The sequence below is a fragment of the Arthrobacter alkaliphilus genome (assembly GCF_021483235.1).
Taxonomy (GTDB): Bacteria; Actinomycetota; Actinomycetes; order Actinomycetales; family Micrococcaceae; genus Arthrobacter; species Arthrobacter alkaliphilus.
The window spans coordinates 37,579-56,277 of sequence record NZ_JAKEEC010000005.1; the positions used below are offsets into that span (position 1 = coordinate 37,579).

At 64.5% G+C, this 18,699-nt stretch carries 14 protein-coding genes; 10 read left to right on the forward strand and 4 right to left on the reverse strand.

Features of this window, described 5'->3' with window-relative positions; all coding sequences use genetic code 11:
- Positions 1 to 26: 26 nt before the first annotated feature.
- From L0B83_RS05645 to rpsA, 3 genes are all read left to right on the forward strand, one after another.
- Positions 27 to 1,331, forward strand: a complete 1,305-nt coding sequence (locus L0B83_RS05645) for a GNAT family N-acetyltransferase (RefSeq protein WP_234757428.1) — start codon at positions 27 to 29, stop codon at positions 1,329 to 1,331.
- Between the two features lie 42 nt (positions 1,332 to 1,373).
- Complete coding sequence (locus tag L0B83_RS05650) at positions 1,374 to 2,306, forward strand: polysaccharide deacetylase family protein (protein WP_234757429.1); 933 nt, start codon at positions 1,374 to 1,376, stop codon at positions 2,304 to 2,306.
- A gap of 167 nt (positions 2,307 to 2,473) precedes the next feature.
- Entirely contained in the window at positions 2,474 to 3,949 is a 1,476-nt protein-coding gene (gene rpsA / locus L0B83_RS05655; protein WP_234757430.1) for a 30S ribosomal protein S1, read from the forward strand.
- A 629-nt stretch (positions 3,950 to 4,578) separates the two neighbouring features.
- Here rpsA and L0B83_RS05660 read toward each other — a convergent pair.
- A complete protein-coding gene (locus tag L0B83_RS05660; protein WP_234757431.1) occupies positions 4,579 to 5,268 on the reverse strand; it encodes an IMPACT family protein in 690 nt (229 codons plus the stop codon).
- Positions 5,269 to 5,290: 22 nt separating this feature from the next.
- On the opposite strand from L0B83_RS05660, the gene coaE reads away from it, so the two are divergent.
- From coaE to L0B83_RS05685, 5 genes are all read left to right on the forward strand, one after another.
- Positions 5,291 to 6,511: a dephospho-CoA kinase gene (gene coaE, locus L0B83_RS05665; RefSeq protein WP_234757432.1), complete on the forward strand. Its 1,221-nt coding sequence runs from the start codon at positions 5,291 to 5,293 to the stop codon at positions 6,509 to 6,511.
- 9 nt (positions 6,512 to 6,520) lie between these two features.
- The gene (locus L0B83_RS05670) at positions 6,521 to 6,850 is read left to right on the forward strand and encodes a hypothetical protein (protein ID WP_234757433.1); all 330 of its coding nucleotides are present in this window, start codon (positions 6,521 to 6,523) and stop codon (positions 6,848 to 6,850) included.
- Positions 6,851 to 6,879: 29 nt separating this feature from the next.
- Positions 6,880 to 8,967 (forward strand): excinuclease ABC subunit UvrB, encoded by a 2,088-nt coding sequence (gene uvrB / locus L0B83_RS05675; protein WP_234757434.1) that lies wholly within the window; start codon positions 6,880 to 6,882, stop codon positions 8,965 to 8,967.
- Between the two features lie 176 nt (positions 8,968 to 9,143).
- A complete protein-coding gene (locus L0B83_RS05680) occupies positions 9,144 to 10,178 on the forward strand; it encodes a TerC family protein (RefSeq protein WP_234757435.1) in 1,035 nt (344 codons plus the stop codon).
- Between the two features lie 86 nt (positions 10,179 to 10,264).
- A complete protein-coding gene (locus L0B83_RS05685) occupies positions 10,265 to 11,614 on the forward strand; it encodes an MFS transporter (protein ID WP_234757436.1) in 1,350 nt (449 codons plus the stop codon).
- Here L0B83_RS05685 and L0B83_RS05690 read toward each other — a convergent pair.
- From L0B83_RS05690 to L0B83_RS05700, 3 genes are read right to left on the reverse strand one after another with little or no spacing between them, the layout of a single operon-like run.
- Entirely contained in the window at positions 11,577 to 12,923 is a 1,347-nt protein-coding gene (locus tag L0B83_RS05690) for an alpha/beta fold hydrolase (protein WP_372461155.1), read from the reverse strand. The genes L0B83_RS05685 and L0B83_RS05690 overlap by 38 nt on opposite strands.
- Positions 12,916 to 13,416, reverse strand: coding sequence for a GNAT family N-acetyltransferase (locus L0B83_RS05695; RefSeq protein WP_234757438.1), 501 nt, complete (start codon positions 13,414 to 13,416; stop codon positions 12,916 to 12,918). Before L0B83_RS05695 ends, L0B83_RS05690 begins: the two co-directional genes overlap by 8 nt.
- 22 nt (positions 13,417 to 13,438) lie before the next feature.
- Positions 13,439 to 15,964, reverse strand: coding sequence for a DEAD/DEAH box helicase (locus L0B83_RS05700; RefSeq protein WP_234757439.1), 2,526 nt, complete (start codon positions 15,962 to 15,964; stop codon positions 13,439 to 13,441).
- A 64-nt stretch (positions 15,965 to 16,028) separates the two neighbouring features.
- On the opposite strand from L0B83_RS05700, the gene L0B83_RS05705 reads away from it, so the two are divergent.
- A complete protein-coding gene (locus tag L0B83_RS05705; RefSeq protein ID WP_234757440.1) occupies positions 16,029 to 16,808 on the forward strand; it encodes a trans-aconitate 2-methyltransferase in 780 nt (259 codons plus the stop codon).
- Between the two features lie 136 nt (positions 16,809 to 16,944).
- Positions 16,945 to 18,690, forward strand: a complete 1,746-nt coding sequence (locus L0B83_RS05710; RefSeq protein ID WP_234757441.1) for an ABC transporter ATP-binding protein — start codon at positions 16,945 to 16,947, stop codon at positions 18,688 to 18,690.
- The last annotated feature ends 9 nt before the right edge of the window (positions 18,691 to 18,699 follow it).

Genomic DNA, 18,699 nt, shown 5'->3' on the forward strand with positions numbered 1-18,699 from the left:
CCGGGCCGTCTGGCTAGGCTCGGGACGTGGCTGATCCCAAGGAAACGAAAGAAAAATACACGATCAAGCGCTTCCGTTCGGTAGGCAAGGAGAACCCGGACTACGGACAAGCGCGTGACTGGCTCCGCGCCGTGGGCTTTGGCTTCCACGATGAGCAGCGAAGCGATGAGCTTGTCGATAAGATCCTCGCGATGTACCAGGCGGACAACCGCGAGTTGACTGGCGTCTATGTCAACGACGAACCTCCGTTGCACGCGCTCAACCCTGGATTTCCGGTGGCGACGTTCGGCACCTTGGAAAACAAGCTCAATGTTGGCTTCGGCCAGGAACTGCGGACGCGCCAGATCACGGCGGTCACCGTGCGGGGAACGCACCGGCGGAATGGAATCCTCCGGGGGATGATGACCGCAGACCTCGCCGACGCCAAGGACGACGGCTTCGCCATGGCCGCCCTGACCGCATCCGAAGCGTCCATTTACGGCCGTTTCGGTTTCGGCGTCGCAACGTTCGAGCGGAGCATCAAGGTGGACACCGGTCCGAGGTTCCGCCTGCGGCATGAGCCCGTCGGCCGCGTGGAGATCGCCGATCCCCGAGTCCTCCTGCACCTTGCGCCCGAGGTTTTCGAACGTGTCCACCACCGTACGCCGGGGTCCATCGTGCGGCAGGACGCCTACCGGCACCAGGTGTCCGGCGCGATGAAGCGCGACGGCAGCGAAGACAAGGCCATCAAATGCGCGCTCCATTACGCACCGGACGGCACCATCGACGGATACGTCTCATACAAGTTCGCGGGCTGGGACACGAAGCCGTACACGGTGGAAATCGTGGACCTCGTGGCCGCGAGCGATTCCGCGTACCTGGAACTGTGGCAGTTCCTGGGCAGCATCGATCTCGTCGAACAAGTCTCGTGGCCAGACGCTCCCGTGGAAGACCCCCTTGCGTGGGCGCTCGAAGACGGGCGGTGCATTGCGTCCTCCGACTACCGCGACATGCTGTGGTTGCGGGTCCTGGACGTCCCCGCGGCCTTGTCCGCCCGCCGTTTTGGCGCCGATGGACGGTTGGTCCTGGAGGTCCGGGACCCGCTCGGCTTCGCCGACGGTAGGTGGGAATTGACGTCCGAAGGCGGCGTTCCCACCATCAAGGAGGCAGAAGGAGGGAACCCTGACTTGAGGATGGACATCACCGATCTGGGTTCGGTCTATTTGGGGGCCGTCAATCCTGTAACCTTGGTTTCGGCTGGCCGGATCCGCGAGCACACTCCAGGAGCTGCGCTGATTGCCCGGAACATGTTCGCCGTCGAACGTCCAGCCCACTGCCTGACGCACTTCTAGGCACATCTCCAACCACGCACACGTTCTACAGAAGAGGATTCCATGGGGGAATTCCAGCCGGGGGGCCACTCCGCCGGCCCATCAGGGCTGCTGCGCCGCCGGTCCTTGCTGGCGGCCGCCGCCGGCCTCGCGATGACCGGCCTGGCCGCTTGCGCCCAGGAACCGGCAGCCGCCCCCGTGCCAAGCCCCTCGGCGCCTTCAACGCCCGTAGTGAAAGACCCGCCCCACAATGCGGTGGCACCCGAAACGCGGCCCGCGCGGCCGTCGAAATCCCAGGTTGTAGCTGAGTTCTCGGCGCGCAAGCCCGTCGAATGGGGTCTTGATGTCAAAGGCGTGATCTCCAAAACGGATTCTCCGCACGCGGTTTTGACCTTCGATGCTTGCGGTGGCCCGCAGGGGTCGGAGTGCGATCAACGATTGCTCCAGACGCTCCGCAAGCTCAACGTTCCGGCCACCCTTTTCGTCAACGGCCGGTGGATCTCGGCCAATCCCGGGTTGGCGGCCGAACTCGCGGCCGATCCTTTGTTCGAGCTCGGAAACCACGGCTTTCGGCACCAGCCCTTGTCGGTCAACGGGCGCGCCGCATACGGCATCCCCGGCACGGCCAACGCCGGCGAGGTATACGACGAAATCATGGCCAACCAGGACGCCCTGGAGCGGCTCTCCGGCAAGGCCCCCCGCTTTTTCCGGTCCGGAACCGCCTACTATGACGACGTTGCCGCGGCGATCACCAACGCCGTCGGGCTGGTCCCCGTCAGCTTCACGGTGAACGGCGACGGCGGGGCAACCTTCCCCGCCGCGACGGTCGCGGCCGAAGTGGGGAAAATTGCCGCGGGACGCGGCGCCGGCCAGATTGTGATCTCGCATTTCAACCGGCCCGCCGGCGGCACCGCAGATGGATTTGCCCGTGCGCTTCCGGGCCTCCTGGACCGTGGCGTAACGTTCGCCCGGCTTGGTGACACGCTGCCGCTTTGACCCTCCTTGAGGCAAACGACTAGAATGAACGGGCGCGTACTGCGTGCGCGTAAATTTACAATCCACCATTCAGGATGACCCGGCGATTTGCCGTGTCCTGCGGACCGGGCACGGAAAGCGGGCGGTTTGCCTGACCGATACTCTATCCACAACGGAGCCCCTACTACATGACCATCACCTCCACCGAGAAGCCCGGTACCCCCGTAGTCGCGATCAACGACATCGGTACCGCTGAGGACTTCCTCGCAGCTGTCGACGCCACCATCAAATACTTCAACGACGGAGACCTCGTCGAAGGTACCGTCGTCAAGGTCGACCGCGACGAAGTTCTGCTCGACATCGGTTACAAGACCGAAGGTGTCATCCCTTCCCGCGAGCTTTCCATCAAGCACGACGTTGACCCCGGGGATGTCGTCTCCGTCGGCGATCAGGTCGAAGCCCTGGTGCTCACCAAGGAAGACAAAGAAGGCCGACTGATCCTCTCCAAGAAGCGTGCTCAGTACGAGCGTGCCTGGGGCGACATCGAGAAGGTCAAGGAAGAAGACGGTGTTGTCACCGGTACCGTCATCGAGGTTGTCAAGGGTGGCCTTATCCTCGACATCGGCCTGCGTGGCTTCCTGCCCGCATCCCTCGTCGAGATGCGCCGCGTCCGCGACCTTGCTCCGTACATCGGCCAGCAGATCGAAGCCAAGATCATCGAACTGGACAAGAACCGCAACAACGTTGTTCTTTCCCGCCGTGCATGGCTCGAGCAGACCCAGTCCGAGGTTCGCTCCACGTTCCTCAACAAGCTGGAAAAGGGCCAGGTTCGTCCCGGCGTCGTTTCCTCCATCGTCAACTTCGGTGCATTCGTGGACCTTGGCGGCGTAGACGGCCTGGTTCACGTTTCCGAGCTGTCCTGGAAGCACATCGACCACCCGTCCGAGGTTGTCGAGGTTGGCCAGGAAGTCACCGTCGAGGTTCTCGAAGTGGATCTGGACCGCGAGCGCGTGTCCCTGTCCCTCAAGGCCACGCAGGAAGACCCGTGGCAGACCTTCGCCCGCACCCACGCCCTCGGCCAGGTTGTTCCGGGTAAGGTCACCAAGCTGGTTCCGTTCGGTGCGTTCGTTCGCGTCGAAGACGGCATCGAAGGCCTCGTCCACATCTCCGAGCTGGCTGTGCGCCACGTTGAGCTTGCTGAGCAGGTTGTCTCCGTTGGCGACGAGCTCTTCGTCAAGGTCATCGACATCGACCTCGAGCGCCGCCGCATCTCCCTCTCCCTCAAGCAGGCTAACGAGGGCGTTGACGCTGACAGCACCGAGTTCGACCCGGCTCTGTACGGCATGGCCGCTGAGTACGACGAAGAGGGCAACTACAAGTACCCTGAGGGCTTCGACCCCGAGTCGAACGAATGGCTCGAGGGCTACGAGACGCAGCGCGCCGCTTGGGAGCAGCAGTACGCTGACGCCCAGGCTCGTTGGGAAGCCCACAAGAAGCAGGTTTCCCAGCACGCTGCTGACGACGCCGCTGCTGCCGCTTCCGGCGAGGGCGACTCCGGCGCCACCAGCTACTCCTCCGAGCCGGCTGCCACCGAGTCCAACGCGGGCACCCTGGCATCCGACGAGGCCCTCGCAGCTCTGCGCGAGAAGCTGACCGGCAACTAATTGCCACTGGCCCGGTTTTCCAGGCCTGATTGAAGCGGCCCCTGCGATTCATTCACGAATCGCAGGGGCTGCTTTGTTTTCCAAACGCGGGGTCACTTACGGCCCATTCCGGTGCTTCGGATGGGCCGTAAGTGACCCCGCCTTTAACCCGGCGCAGCTAACTAACTGATAACGATCTATCAGATAGGTCCCACCTGTTATTCGAGATCCGCTAATCTCCGATTGGTAACCAACGGCCCCGGAGTGGTCTCGTGCGGATGGGTGTGATCAGACTTATGAACCCCTTGGTTCCTACTTTTCCTGAGGCAGTACTTTCTTTTGCTCCGCTGGCTTTCCTCTTGCTGGCAGCTCTGGCCATCATCACGTTCTACGTCATCAAGTTGTTCCGAAGGGCAGGATCCAGGGCGCTCCCGCCGGGCTCAGACGGCATGACCGCATCGCGGAATGACCACGATCTGAAATAGGCCGTTTGCCGGTTCAATGACTAATCCACCATGGGTTCCACCCCGCACAGCGCGCCCGATACCAGTGACACCCACGGACATGCCCCTCCTTGCCAGCCTGGACTGGACATATGCCCATTAAGTCCACTGCTCGCGACCAGAGGAGGGCATGTCCCCGCGGAAAGGTCAGCCCTGGAGGTCCACCCACTCCGTTCCGCGCAGGTGGAGCTCCGAGGTGCCGCCCGTCATGGCCGCGAGGCGCTCGACGGCGTCGTCGATTGACGCCTGGTCATCAGGCAAGGCCAAGCGCAGGATGGTTTCTGCGGGTTCGTAGCTTGCGGCGCCCATGACGTAGCCCGCGGTGCGCAGCTCGTTTTCGAGCCTTCCGGCGGCGTGGTGGGCCACGGCGATATCGCAAATCCGCAAGCGTCGCCGCTGAACCAGGGGAGCGGCGTCCAACGCCGCCGAGACTGACTCGGAGTATGCACGGACCAGTCCGCCCGCGCCCAGGAGGATCCCGCCGAAATAGCGTACGACGACGGCACTCACGTCGCTGAGGTCGCTCACCCCGGGCTGTGTCTCGCGTCTGATGAGCGCCTCAAGCATGGGGATGCCGGCAGTTCCGGAAGGCTCGCCGTCGTCGTTTGATCGCTGGATGCTCCGGTCCGGGCCGAGGACGAATGCCGAGCAATGGTGCCGGGCATCGTGGAATTCCTTGCGCAGCTCCGCAACCAGGGCGCGGGCGGCGTCTTCGTCGGGAACGCGGCGCAGCACGGTAATGAAGCGCGAACGCCTGATCTCCAGTTCGTGGCGGAAATCGCTTCCGGGCGCCAACGTTGTGTACGCGGTCGCCCGGCTTTCTTCCTGTTCTGCCACCGACCCAGTCTAGTGTGGAGGGGTGCTGAAGATTGGACTGACCGGCGGGATCGCCTCCGGCAAATCGCTTGTGTCCGCGCGCCTGAGGGAATTGGGCGCTGTCTTGATCGACGCCGATGCGCTGGCCCGCGAGGTCGTGGAGCCGGGCACGCCAGGGTTGGCGGCCGTTGCCGCCGAGTTCGGTGAAGGAATCCTCGACGGCGACGGGCGCCTTGACCGGGCACGGCTCGGCTCGATTGTGTTCGCCCAGCCGGATCGCAGGGAAGCGCTCAACGCGATTATCCATCCGCGCGTGCGGGAGCGGGCGGCTGCGATGCTCGGAACCGCGAAACCCGGCGACATCGTCGTCCAGGATATTCCGCTGCTGGTCGAGACCGGGCAGGGCAGCAGTTTCCACTTGGTGCTGGTGGTTGATGCCTCGGACGAGGAACGGATCCGGCGCATGACGGAGATCCGCGGCATGACAGTCGAGGATGCGGTGTCCCGCATGGCCGCGCAGGCCAGCCGGGATGAACGCTTGGCGGCGGCCGACGTCGTGCTGGACAACTCCGGAAGTGTTGAGGATCTTACGGAGCTCGTGGACACCCTATGGGAAAAACGCTTGGCGCCGTTTGCCCGCAATCTCGCAGCAGGGCGCGCGGCACCAAGAGGGGGCGGCCCCGTATTGTCCCCGCCGAATCCCGACTGGCCGGCCCAGGCCGGGCGGCTCCTCGCGCGGATCCGGCGGGCAGCACCGGAGGTATTGGGCGCCGACCATATCGGTTCGACCGCAGTACCGGGCCTTCCCGCCAAGGACATCATCGACCTGCAGGTGAATGTGTCCTCGCTGGAAGACGCAGACCGGATAGCAGGCGTCCTGGGTGAGGCCGGCTTCCCGCTGCAAGACCCCTCCGCCCGTGACACCCCCAAGCCGCCGGACCTTGACCCGTCTGTGTGGCAAAAGCGCTTCCATTGCAACGCGGACCCCGGGCGGCCCGCCAACGTCCATGTCCGGGTACTGGGGAGTCCGGGCTGGCGTTATGCGCTGTTGTTCCGGGATTGGCTCCGCGCCGACGCCGACGCGCGGGCGATGTATGCGGCCCTGAAACAGGACCTCGCGGCGCTGCACGCGGACGCCGGCCGGACCTTGGAGTATGCGGAGGCCAAGGAGCCCTGGTTCACGGAGGTCGCCTGGCCGCTCATGGATGCCTGGGCGGGCAGGACCGGTTGGCAGCCGCCGTCGTACTCCGCGGCACGTGGCTAGGCGCCAAGCATGATCCGGAAACGCAGAATCACGCCACACCTCGAGGGACAGCGGCTAGGCGCGGTTCGATGGCTGGCATGGGCCGGCGTCGTCCTCATGGCCGCGGCGGCGCTGCTGTGGTTCCTGGCCGGCGGCCGCGAGGAGTTCGTCGCCGGGACCCAGCCGCCGACGTGGCGCGTCCTCGTCCCCGCTACGTCTTTCTGGCTCGCCTGGGCTGCCTGGCTGCTGTCCGGACTGTGGTTCGCCGTCAAGATGTTCCGCTCCATCATGGGGCGGCTCGACGATGGCTGGACCAAGCCCGGCGACGGCGCCGCGTCAGCCCGCGAACGCGGACAGTAGCTGTCCGCGGACGGGGGTACATTGGATTCATGAGTCTTGCCCAGGAGATCAACCGTGTGGTCGCGCCCTTCGAGGTCGTCAGCGAATTCAAACCGGCAGGCGACCAGCCAGCCGCCATCGCGGAGCTGACAGAACGCATCAACAACGGCGAGAAGGACGTGGTACTGCTCGGCGCCACGGGTACGGGCAAGAGTGCCACCACCGCCTGGCTCATCGAACAAGTCCAGCGCCCCACTTTGGTGATGGTCCAGAACAAGACCCTTGCCGCGCAGCTCGCCAACGAGTTCCGGGAACTGCTGCCGAACAACGCGGTGGAGTACTTCGTTTCGTACTACGACTACTACCAGCCCGAAGCCTACGTGCCGCAGACGGATACCTTCATCGAGAAGGACTCGTCGGTGAATGAGGAAGTCGAACGGCTGCGGCACTCGGCCACGAACGCGCTGCTGACCCGCCGGGACGTTGTGGTGGTGGCCACGGTGTCCTGCATCTACGGCCTCGGCACCCCGGAGGAATACATCGCCGGGATGGTCACGCTCACCAAGGGCGCCGAACTGAACCGCGACCATCTCCTGCGCAAATTCGTCTCGATGCAATATGCGCGCAATGACATGGACTTCCACCGCGGCACCTTCCGTGTCCGCGGAGACACCGTGGAAATCATCCCCATGTACGAGGAACTTGCCGTGCGCATCGAGTTCTTCGGTGACGAGATCGAGAACATCTACACCCTGCATCCCGTCACGGGCGAGGTCATCCGCGAGGAAACGGAGATGTACATCTTCCCCGCGTCGCACTACGTCGCCGGGCCGGAACGCATGTCCCGGGCCATCACCGCCATCGAAGACGAACTCGCGGAACGGCTCAAGGTCCTGGAGGGACAGAACAAGCTCGTCGAAGCCCAGCGGCTGCGCATGCGCACCACCTACGACCTTGAGATGATGCAGCAAATGGGGTTCTGCAACGGGATCGAGAACTATTCACGCCACATCGATGGCCGCGGCTCCGGCACAGCACCGCATTGCCTCCTGGACTATTTCCCGGACGACTTCCTGCTGGTCATCGACGAATCCCACGTCACGGTTCCGCAGATCGGTGCCATGTACGAGGGTGATATGTCGCGCAAGCGCACCCTCGTGGACCACGGCTTCCGGCTTCCTTCCGCCATGGACAACAGGCCGCTCAAATGGGACGAATTCCTGGAGCGGGTGGGCCAGACCGTCTATCTTTCCGCGACCCCGGGCAAGTACGAGCTGGGCAAGGCTGACGGGTTCGTCCAGCAGATTATCCGCCCCACCGGCCTGATCGATCCCGAAGTGATCGTGAAGCCGACCAAGGGCCAGATCGACGATCTCCTTGGCGAGATCCGGACGCGGGTGGAGCGCGACGAACGCGTGCTGGTCACCACCCTGACCAAGCGTATGGCCGAGGACCTCACCGACTACCTCCTGGGCCACGGGGTCAAGGTGCAATACCTGCACTCCGACGTCGACACCCTCCGGCGCGTGGAACTGCTCCGCGAACTCCGGATGGGCAGCTTCGACGTCCTGGTAGGCATCAACCTGCTCCGTGAGGGCCTCGACCTGCCTGAAGTGTCACTCGTCAGCATCCTCGACGCCGACAAGGAAGGCTTCCTGCGCTCGGCCACTTCCCTCATCCAGACCATCGGGCGTGCGGCCCGCAACGTCTCGGGCCAGGTCCACATGTACGCCGACCGGATCACGGACTCGATGGCCCAGGCGATTGAAGAAACCAACCGCCGCCGGGAAATCCAGGTCAAATACAACACCGACAACGGTGTGGATCCGCAGCCTTTGCGCAAGAAGATCGCCGATATCACCGATCAGCTCGCCCGCGAAGACGCCGACACCCGCGAGTTGCTGGCCGCAACCGGAAAGGGTGGCCGGACCGGCAAGGGCAAGGGGGCGTCGAAGGTGCGCCAGGATGGCCTGGCAGCAGCTCCGGCCGAGGACCTGGTGGGCCTGATCGAACAGCTGACGGAGCAGATGCACGCGGCTGCCGCCGAACTCCAGTTTGAGATCGCGGCGAGGATCCGCGACGAGGTGGGCGACCTCAAGCGGGAACTCCGCCAAATGCAGTCCGCGGGGCACGCCTAGGGTAAAGTTGGGCCTACGTAGGGGAGTATCCCAAGCGCTACGTCCGTCAACACGCAAGGCATCGATGCCTCGCCGGGCGCAGCGGATCGCCGTTTTAACGTTGTTGCCTCAGGCAGGGACGCAGGCAGGTCGGAGAGACTTACGCCGTTTTGGCGTACCTGCGAAAGGCATTTTAGATGCAACTCCCCGCTTGGTTTGAGATCGGCTCATTGGTCGTTCTCGGAATCATCCTCCTTGTCGATCTTCTCCTGGTCCTCAAGCGTCCGCACGAACCCTCCATGAAGGAAGCGGGCCTCTGGGTCGCCTTCTACGTCAGCCTCGCCTTGGTGTTCGCCGGAGCGATGTTCGCTTTTGCCGGCCCCGAGCTGGGCGGCCAGTTCATCGCGGGTTGGGTGACCGAGTACAGCCTGAGTATCGACAACCTGTTTGTCTTCATCATCATCATGGCCCGGTTCTCGGTGCCCCGCAGGTACCAGCAGGAAGTGCTCATGGTGGGCATCATTATCGCCCTCGTCCTGCGCGGCATTTTCATTGCCCTCGGTTCCGTGGTGATCGAGCAATACAGCTGGGTCTTCTACATCTTCGGTGCGTTCCTCCTCTGGACGGCCTGGAAACAAGCCACGGACAGGGGCGAAGACGAGGAAGACGGGTCCGAAAGCCCCCTGATCGCCCGCCTCCGCAAGGTTGTCCCGATGACGGAGAAGTTCGACGGCGGTAAGCTACGGACCACGGTCGACGGCAAGAAACTGTTCACCCCCATGCTGATCGTCTTCGTGACCATCGGCATGACAGACCTCTTGTTCGCAGTGGACTCCATTCCGGCCATCTTCGGGCTGACACAGAGCGCCTTTATCGTCTTCACTGCCAACATCTTCGCCCTCATGGGCCTGCGCCAGCTGTACTTCCTGCTCGGCGGCCTCATGAGCCGGCTGATCTACCTCAAGCACGCCTTGTCGATCATTCTCGCCTTCATCGGCGTGAAACTGGTCCTTCATGCCATGCACGTCAACGAACTGCCCTTCATCAACGGCGGCCACCATATTGAATGGGCTCCGGAGATCCCGACCTATGTGTCCCTCGCCGTGATCATCGGCACCATCGTGGTGGCGGTTGTCGCGAGCCTCCTGACCCCGGCGGCAAGCAAGTCCAAGCTGGACGCCCGGCTCGAAGAAGATTCCCGCAAGAGCACGAACAGGGTTTCCGGGCACTAGCGGCCGCACAGGAGGCACCCCGCGGAGGGGAACCGGCTCACAAGAGTGCCCGGGGCTGCCTCCCGCGGTGGGGATATGCTCGTGAAATGGCGTTGTCTTCTCCAACAACCGTTGAGTCCGCGGCGATCCAGCGGCGCACTGTCCGATTGCTCGCTGCGGCCCAATTGCTCAGCGGAATAGGCAACGGCGCCACGTTGTCCATTGGATCGCTCCTTGCGGTGCAGCTCAGCGGATCGAGTGCGTGGGCCGGCTCTGTCACCACCATCCTCACCCTCACCGGAGCGGTCTCGGCACTTCCCCTTGCCGGCCTTGCCGAACGCCGGGGGCGCAGGGTCGGCCTCGTTACCGGCCTGGTGGCGGCGATGCTGGGTGCGATCCTCGTCATCGTGTCGGCAGCAAGCGGTGTATTTGCCGTGCTCTTGCTGGGCGGGGCCCTTCTGGGTCTTGGCACGGCGTCGAACCTTCAGGCCCGTTTCGCCGCCGTCGACCTCGCGGCGCCGGAGAGCCGCGGGCGCTCCCTGGCGACGGTGGTGTGGGCGATCACGATCGGCGCCGTGGCGGGTCCGAACCTCATCCAGCCCGGCGCGGTCGTCGGGGCGGCCTTGGGCCTGCCCGCCATCGCCGGGCCATTTGTGTTCTCTGTCGCCGGACTGCTGCTGGCCGCCGTGTTGCTGACGGCAGGACTGCGCCCGGATCCGCTCCTGCTGGCGAGGCGGCTGGCCGAGGAGGCGGACGACGCCGGCGGACGGCCCGCGGCTACGGAACCCCGGCGACGGTCCCTGACCGAGGGCCTCCGCGCGGTGAGGGCGTCGCCGCGGGCGATGCTTGCCTTGGTTGCGGTGGTCGCGGCGCACGGAATCATGGTGGCGGTCATGTCGATGACGCCGCTGCATTTGCAGGAGCTTGCCAACGTTCGGGCGGCGGGCAACCCAATGGGCCACGCCGGCCACGACATGGGTACTGACGCCTTGGTGATCATTGGATTCACCATCTCGCTCCACATTGCCGGAATGTATGCCCTGTCCCCGCTGATGGGGTGGTTGACGGACCGGGTGGGCAGGATCCAGACGATCGTGCTTGGCTTTGTGCTGCTCACGGTGGCTGTGGGCGTCGCAGGTTTTGGACAGCAGGATCCCGTGCTGGTGACGGTCGGGCTCATCATTCTCGGCCTCGGGTGGTCGGCCGCGACCATTTCGGGATCGACCCTCCTGGCTGAAAGCGTGGGCCAGCGGCAACGGGTTGTGGTCCAGGGCGTCTCTGACACGCTCATGGGCGCGGCCGGGGCGCTCGGCGGCGGGCTGTCCGGCGTGGTGCTGAGCTGGGTGGGGTATCAGGGACTCAACATGGCGTCCGGTGCTCTGGCAGTTGCCGTCCTGGCCGTCGCCGCCGCCGCAGGCTTCAGTTCGTCCCGCGCGCCATCCCCAAGAGCCGGTTGAAGATTCCTTCGCCGTCTTCGCCGATTCCGTCGTGGTGGAAGTCCCCTGTGGTCCAGGCCTGCAGTCCGCGCACCGCGGCCGCGGTTTCCATGGAGAGCTGGAAGTCCACGTAGATGTCGTCACGGTAGACGGCGGCCGCCACCGGGACCGTGTTCGCGGCCAGTTGAGCCACGTCGTAAAGCGGCTTCCAATCGGGCTTGCCGGCCAGGAGCGACGCGACTTCCTGCAGGGGCGCAAGCGCCGGATCCTGTTCGAAATACCAGGGATAGACCATTTCGCCGGTCAGGAGCGGCTCGGCCGCCTCGGGCTGGAACTCCGGAAACTCCGCGAGCACGCGCCACGCCGCCCAGTCCGTGGCCTGCCCTTGGCCGTAGATGGCCTCATGCAGGACGGCATAGAGGGGATTCGAGGCCCGGGAAACAAGGCCGTGGACCTGTTCGAGGAAGGTGTCGGAGAGACGGGCCCCGTCCGGGGAGGGTACGAAGGCGTCCTCGAGGAGGCTGTGCAAGGCATCAACGCGGGTGTTCCCGCCGAGGAACGATCCCACCATCTGGAAGCGCTCCGGCGTGAGCCGTTCGCCGCTGGGCAGGCGCTCTTTCGTGGCCTCCAGATGCCGCGCGATCCGGGTGACGATGTCGCGGTCCTCCGGGTACCACTCGAAGTATTCCGCATTACGTTCGGCGACCCGTTGGAAGGTGGCCCGGTAGACGCGATCCGGCGGACCTTCCAGCGGTGCGAGGCCGCCGGTGATGAGTACTTCCCTGAGGCCTTCCGGCGCGAACGAGAGGTAGGTCAGGGCGCAGAAACCGCCGAAGCTCTGGCCAAGGACGGTCCACGGTTCCGAACCCAGGATCTTCCGGATGAGTTCGGCGTCGGCCACGATCGAGTCCGCCCGGAAATGCGTGAGGTAGTGCGCCTGTGCAGCGGCATCGCCCCGGAGCGGCAAGGTGTTGCGGTCCGCCGGCGTGGACAAGCCCGTGCCCCGTTGATCCAGCATCAGGATGCGGAAACTCCTCGCGGCAGCCTTCATCCAACCGGACAAGGACGTGGTCCGGATTCCGCGTCCGCCGGGCCCGCCCTGGAGGTAGAGCAACCACGGCAACTTGGCTGCTTCCTCTTCCGCGTGCTCAGCGGAGACAAACTCGCGGGCGAAGACGGTGATCGTTTCCGCGGTCCCGTCAGCCCCGGCACCATCGGAGCCCCAATGGTCGAGGGGGACCGTGAAGAAGTGCTCGGTGGTGCGGACACCCCGGAATTCGTGGCGTGCGCGGATGGTGTGCGCCGTGTCCTCAACCACGCGCTCAGCCACGAGCCATGACCTTGTCATCGCTGCCGAAGGCACCCAGCGCTTCTCCGGTCAGCCGGAACGTCGACCAGCCGTCCATGGGGATGGCGCCGAGGCTGCGGTAGAAGTTGATGGATGGCTCGTTCCAGTCCAGGACACTCCATTCCACCCGTGCATAACCGCGTTCCACGGCGGTCGCGGCCAAGTGCTGCAGGAGCGCCTTCCCGTGGCCCTCGCCCCGGGCGCCGGGCGTGACGTAGAGGTCCTCGAGGTAGATGCCGTGGACGCCTTCCCAGGTTGAGTAATTCACGAACCACAAAGCAAATCCCTGGACGTCTCCGGCCGCGTTTTCGGCCATGTGCGCGTACACCCGGGGATTCTCGCCGAACAGGGCTTCGGTGAGCTTTTCGGGCGTGTTCTTAACGGCGTCGGGCTCTTTTTCGTAGGCCGCAAGTTCATGGATCATCTGCAGGATCGCGGGGACGTCGGACACTCTGGCTGGGCGGATAACACTCATGATCCGAGCTTACTCGGCGGCCCTAGAGGCGGTTGACTGCCGTCACCCTCACCACGGCCGTCCCGCTCTCGTCCGAGGCTGCCAAATCCACTTCGGCGGATATACCCCAGTCATGGTTGCGGGCCGGGTCGTCGAAAATCTGCCGCACCCGCCAGATGCCGGGTTCCTCCTTGATCATGAGGAGTCCCGGACCCCGCGCGTCGGGGCCGGTTCCGATGTCTTCGTGTTCGTCGAAGTAGTCGTCCAGGGCGTCTTCCCAGCGCTCCACGTCCCAGCCGCTGCCGGCGTCGAGCTCGCCCAAGGCGGCCGCGTCCTCGTCCGCGAACAACTCAACACGCCTGAACATCTCGTTTCGGACCATGACCCTGAAGGCACGGATGTTTGACGTGAGCGACGGCGGCGGGGGAGGCGGAGCGTCGTGCGGCGTCGGAGCCGCCCCGGAGGTGAGCTCTTCCCACTCGTCGAGCAGGCTGGAGTCGACCTGGCGGACCAGTTCACCCAGCCAGGCGATGAGGTCCGCGAGGTCTTCGCGGAGCGCATCCTGCGGCACGGTCTGACGCAGGGCCTTGAATCCATCGGCCAAGTACCGCAGCACGATTCCTTCGGAGCGGGCCAGCCCGTAGAACTGTACGAATTCGCCGAAATTCATGGCGCGTTCATACATATCGCGGACCACCGACTTCGGAGCCAGCTCAAAGTCGCCCACCCAGGGTGCGGCCTTGCGGTAGACCTCGAACGCTTCTGCGAGGATCTCCGCGAGGGGCTGCGGGTAGCTGACCTCCTCGAGCATCGCCATGCGCTGGTCGTAATCGATGCCGTCGGCCTTCATCGCCGCGACGGCCTCCCCGCGTGCCTTCTTCTGCTGCGCGGAGAGGATCTGCCGCGGCTTCTCGAGGGTTGCTTCGATCACGGACACGACGTCCAGGGCGTACGACGGCGACTCCGGGTCCAGGAGTTCCAACGCGGCAAGCGCAAACGGCGAAAGCGGCTGGTTCAGGGCGAAGTTGGCTTGCAGGTGCACGGTCAGCCGGACGGATCGTCCTTCCTTTTCCTGCTCGGCCTCGGGAATGCGTTCAACCACTCCGGCCGCCAACAGCTCGCGGTAGATGCCCAGGGCCTTCTTCATGAGGCGCAGTTGGGCGGGCCGTGTTTCGTGGTTCTCGGTGAGCAGACGCCGGGCGGCAGCGAACGGGTCGCCTGGACGCTCCATCAGGTTGAGCAGCATTGCGTGCGTCACCGTGAAACTCGAGGTCAACGGCTCCGGCACGGATTCCACCAAGCGCCTGAACGTGGGCTCCCCCCAGGAGACGAAACCTTCCGGCGGCTTCTTCCGCACCACTTGGCGCAGTTTCTTCTGGTCGTCGCCGAACTTTGCGGTGGCCTTTGCCATCGCCTTCGCGTTCTCCACGACATGTTCGGGAGCCTGCACCACAACCGTGCCGGCCGTGTCGTAGCCCGCGCGGCCCGCACGGCCGGCGATCTGGTGGAATTCCCGCGAGTTCAGCAGCCGGGTGCGGACGCCGTCGTACTTGCTGAGCGCGGTCAGCAGGACCGTGCGGATGGGAACGTTGATTCCGACGCCGAGCGTGTCGGTGCCGCAAATGACCTTCAGGAGCCCGGCTTGCGCCAATTGCTCCACAAGGCGGCGGTATTTGGGCAACATGCCGGCGTGGTGGACGCCGATGCCATGGCGGACCAGGCGGTTGAGGGTCTTGCCGAAGCCGGCGGCGAAACGGAAACCGGCGATCAGCTCCGCGATCTTGTCCTTTTCCTCGCGCGTGCACATGTTGACGCTCATGAGGTTCTGGGCGCGCTCAATGGCCTCGACCTGGCTGAAATGCACCACGTACACGGGAACCTGCTTCGTGCTCAGCAGTTCTTCGAGGGTTTCGTGGACCGGCGTTTCCTGGAAGTAATAGTGCAGCGGAATCGGCCGTTCGGCGGAACTGACGGTGGTGGTGGGCCGTCCGGTGAGTGCGCTCATGCCGGTTTCGAAGCGGCTGACGTCTCCCAGTGTGGCCGACATCAGCAGGAACTGGGCCTGGGGGAGTTCCAAGAGTGGAACTTGCCACGCCCAACCGCGCTGGGGATCGGAGTAGAAGTGGAATTCGTCCATGATGACCGTGCCGAGCTCCGCGTCCTTGCCTTCGCGCAAAGCGATATTGGCGAGGATTTCAGCAGTGCAGCAGATGATCGGCGCGTCTTGGTTGACTCCGGAATCTCCGGTGATCATGCCGACGTTTTCGGCTCCGAAAATATCGCAGAGCGCGAAGAACTTCTCGGAGACCAAGGCCTTGATGGGGGCGGTGTAGTAGCTGCGCAGGCCGCGGGACATTGCCTCGAAGTGCGCGGCGATTGCCACGAGGGACTTTCCGGAGCCGGTAGGGGTTGCCAGGATGACATTCGCACCGGACGCGAGTTCCATGATGGCCTCGTCCTGGGCGGGGTAGAGGTGGAGTCCGCGGCTCTCGGTCCATTCAACGAATCGTGTGTAGATTTCGTCAGGGTCAACGCGTCCGCCGTCGGGGAGCTGCTCAAGAAGTTTCATTGCCCTCCAGCTTAGTGTGGGTGGAGCAGGCCGCGGAGACGGAGTATGGAGGATGTACGTAGCGATGAAGTGGGATCCAGCCAGGTATATCGAGTTCGGAAACCACCGCGACCGGCCGTTTTTTGACCTGACCACGAGGATTCTCGCGGAGCAGCCCCGGCACGTCGTCGATCTGGGCTGCGGCCCCGGCAAGCTCACGGCCACCCTCGCAACGCGATGGCGGGGTGCCGCCGTCGTCGGGCTGGACTCCTCGGCCGAAATGCTGGCAAAAGCCCAGGTCCTCGCTGCAGCGCATCCCGGCCTTGCGTTCGTCCAGGCAGACATTGCCGGCTGGGCACCGGACGCGGACACCGACGTCGTGGTCAGCAACGCCGCACTGCAATGGGTGCCGGGGCACTTGGCGATGCTCGCCGGGTGGCTCGAAGCGCTGAAACCGGGCGCCTGGTTTGCGCTCCAGGTCCCCGGAAATTTCGGTGCGCCCTCCCATGTGCTCATGCGCGAGCTGGCCGCTTCGCCGGAATGGTCCGGAAGGCTGTCCGGCGTGCTCCGCCACGACGACGCCGTTGGTGAACCTGCCGACTACCTGCGGATCATGCTCGACGCCGGATGCGACGCAGATGTATGGGAAACCACCTACCAACAGCTTCTGCCCGGAGCCGACCCCGTCCTCGAATGGGTGCGGGGGACCGGGTTGCGTCCAGTGCTCGCCGCCCTCCCGGAAGACGAAGCGCGCGCCTTTGAAAACCAGTACGCAGCCGCACTCCGGGAGGCCTATCCACGGGACCGGCACGGGACCGTGTTTGCCTTCCGCAGGATATTTGCAGTGGCGCGGAAGCGGGGATGAGCGGTCCCGCGTCCAAAGCACGCCGGATGTGCGGCGATGACAAGTTTCGCATTGTGTTGTGAATTACAATGGCAACGCGATCCCGGGGTGGCATCGCGGGGGTCCGCTGCTCCGGAGGCCAACGATTGGAGGCGGTGTGCTGGCATCCTTGCTGTTGCAGCGTCTCGTCCCCTACAAGCCGCACGTGCTGGCCATTGTGCTCCTGCAGCTTGTCCAGACCGGCGCCACACTCCTCCTGCCCACCTTCAACGCCAAGATCGTCGATGACGGCCTTGTTGCCGGGAACAGCGAGGTAGTCCTGCGCCTGGGCGCCTGGATGCTGCTCCTGACGCTGGTGCAGGTCCTCGCCGCGATACTCGCCGGCTACCTCGGGGCGGTCGTCGCCATGAAGGTTGGCCGCGGGCTGCGGCAGGATCTCTTCGACAAGATCCACTCCATGCCCAACCAGGACATCGCGGCCTTCGGACCGGCAAGCCTCGTGGTCAGGACAACGAATGACGTCCTGCAGTTGCAGAACATCACAGTGCTCGTTTTCGGCATGCTCGTGGTAGCGCCCGTCATGGGTGTCGGAGGGGTGATCTTGGCTGTCGAACAGGACGTTGCCCTGTCCTGGATCGTTTTTGGCATCCTTCCCGTGCTGCTCGTCATCATGCTGCTGATTGTCCGCAAGCTCGTCCCGCTCTACCGCGAAGGCCAAGGCCTGGTGGACCGGATCAACGGCGTGCTCAGGGAGCAGATCCTGGGGACCGCCGTTATCCGCGCGTTCGTGCGCCAGCCGTTCGAGATGAAACGGTTCGAGGCCGCGAACGACGCACTCACAAAGAACAATCTCCGTTCGGCCAGGATCGTCGCGGCGATGCTTCCGCTGGTCATGACGGTGGTCAATCTCTCGTCCGCGGGCGTGGTCTGGCTCGGCGGGCGCCGCATCATCGCCGGAGACATGCAGTTGGGTGCGCTCACCGCATTCATCGCCTACATCATGCAGATCCTCCTCGCGATCATGATGGCAATGTACGTGTTGAGCACGGCTCCCCGGGCGGCTGTCAGCGCTGAACGCGTCACCGAGGTGCTCCGGACGGAACCGGAAATGACGCTGCCGGGAAACACTGCCGGCGGGGAGGCGGCGCACCCCTCGCGGGCGGAAGGCCTGTACTTCGACAATGTCGTTTTCGCCTACCCGGGAGCCGAAACACCTGTCGTGGAAGGCATCACTTTCCACGCGGCTCCGGGAAGCACGACGGCGGTCATCGGCTCCACGGGAAGCGGCAAGTCGACCATCGTCAGCCTCGTGCCGAGGCTGCTTGAGGCAAGCAGCGGAAGCATCTCGATCGACGGCTGGAACATTGCCGACGTTCCCCTGGGCACGTTGCGCAAGCAGCTCAGCGTCGTGCCCCAGGAGAATTGGCTGTTTCGCGGAACCGTCGCTGAAAACCTGCGGATTTCCTTGCCGTCCGCGACGGACTCGCAGTTGTGGCACGCCCTTGAGACGGCCCAGGCAGCGGATTTCGTGAGCGAGCTGCCCGAAGGACTGGAAACCACATTGTCCCAAGGCGGGACCGGCCTGTCCGGCGGCCAGCGGCAGCGTTTATGCATAGCCCGTGCCCTTCTCCGCCCCGCATCCGTCTACCTGTTTGACGACAGCTTCTCTGCGTTGGACACCGTGACGGAAGGCAGGCTCCGTGCCGCGCTGGAACCGGAACTCCGCGGGGCGGCCGTCATCATTGTCGCCCAGCGCGTCAACACCGTGGTGTCGGCGGACCAGATACTGCTGATCGACGAGGGCCGCTTGGTCGCCCAGGGCACCCATGACGAACTTCTTGCGTCCTCGGAGACCTACCGGGAAATCGTTGCCTCCCAGCTGGAAACGGACGACGCCGCGTGAGCAGCGAGG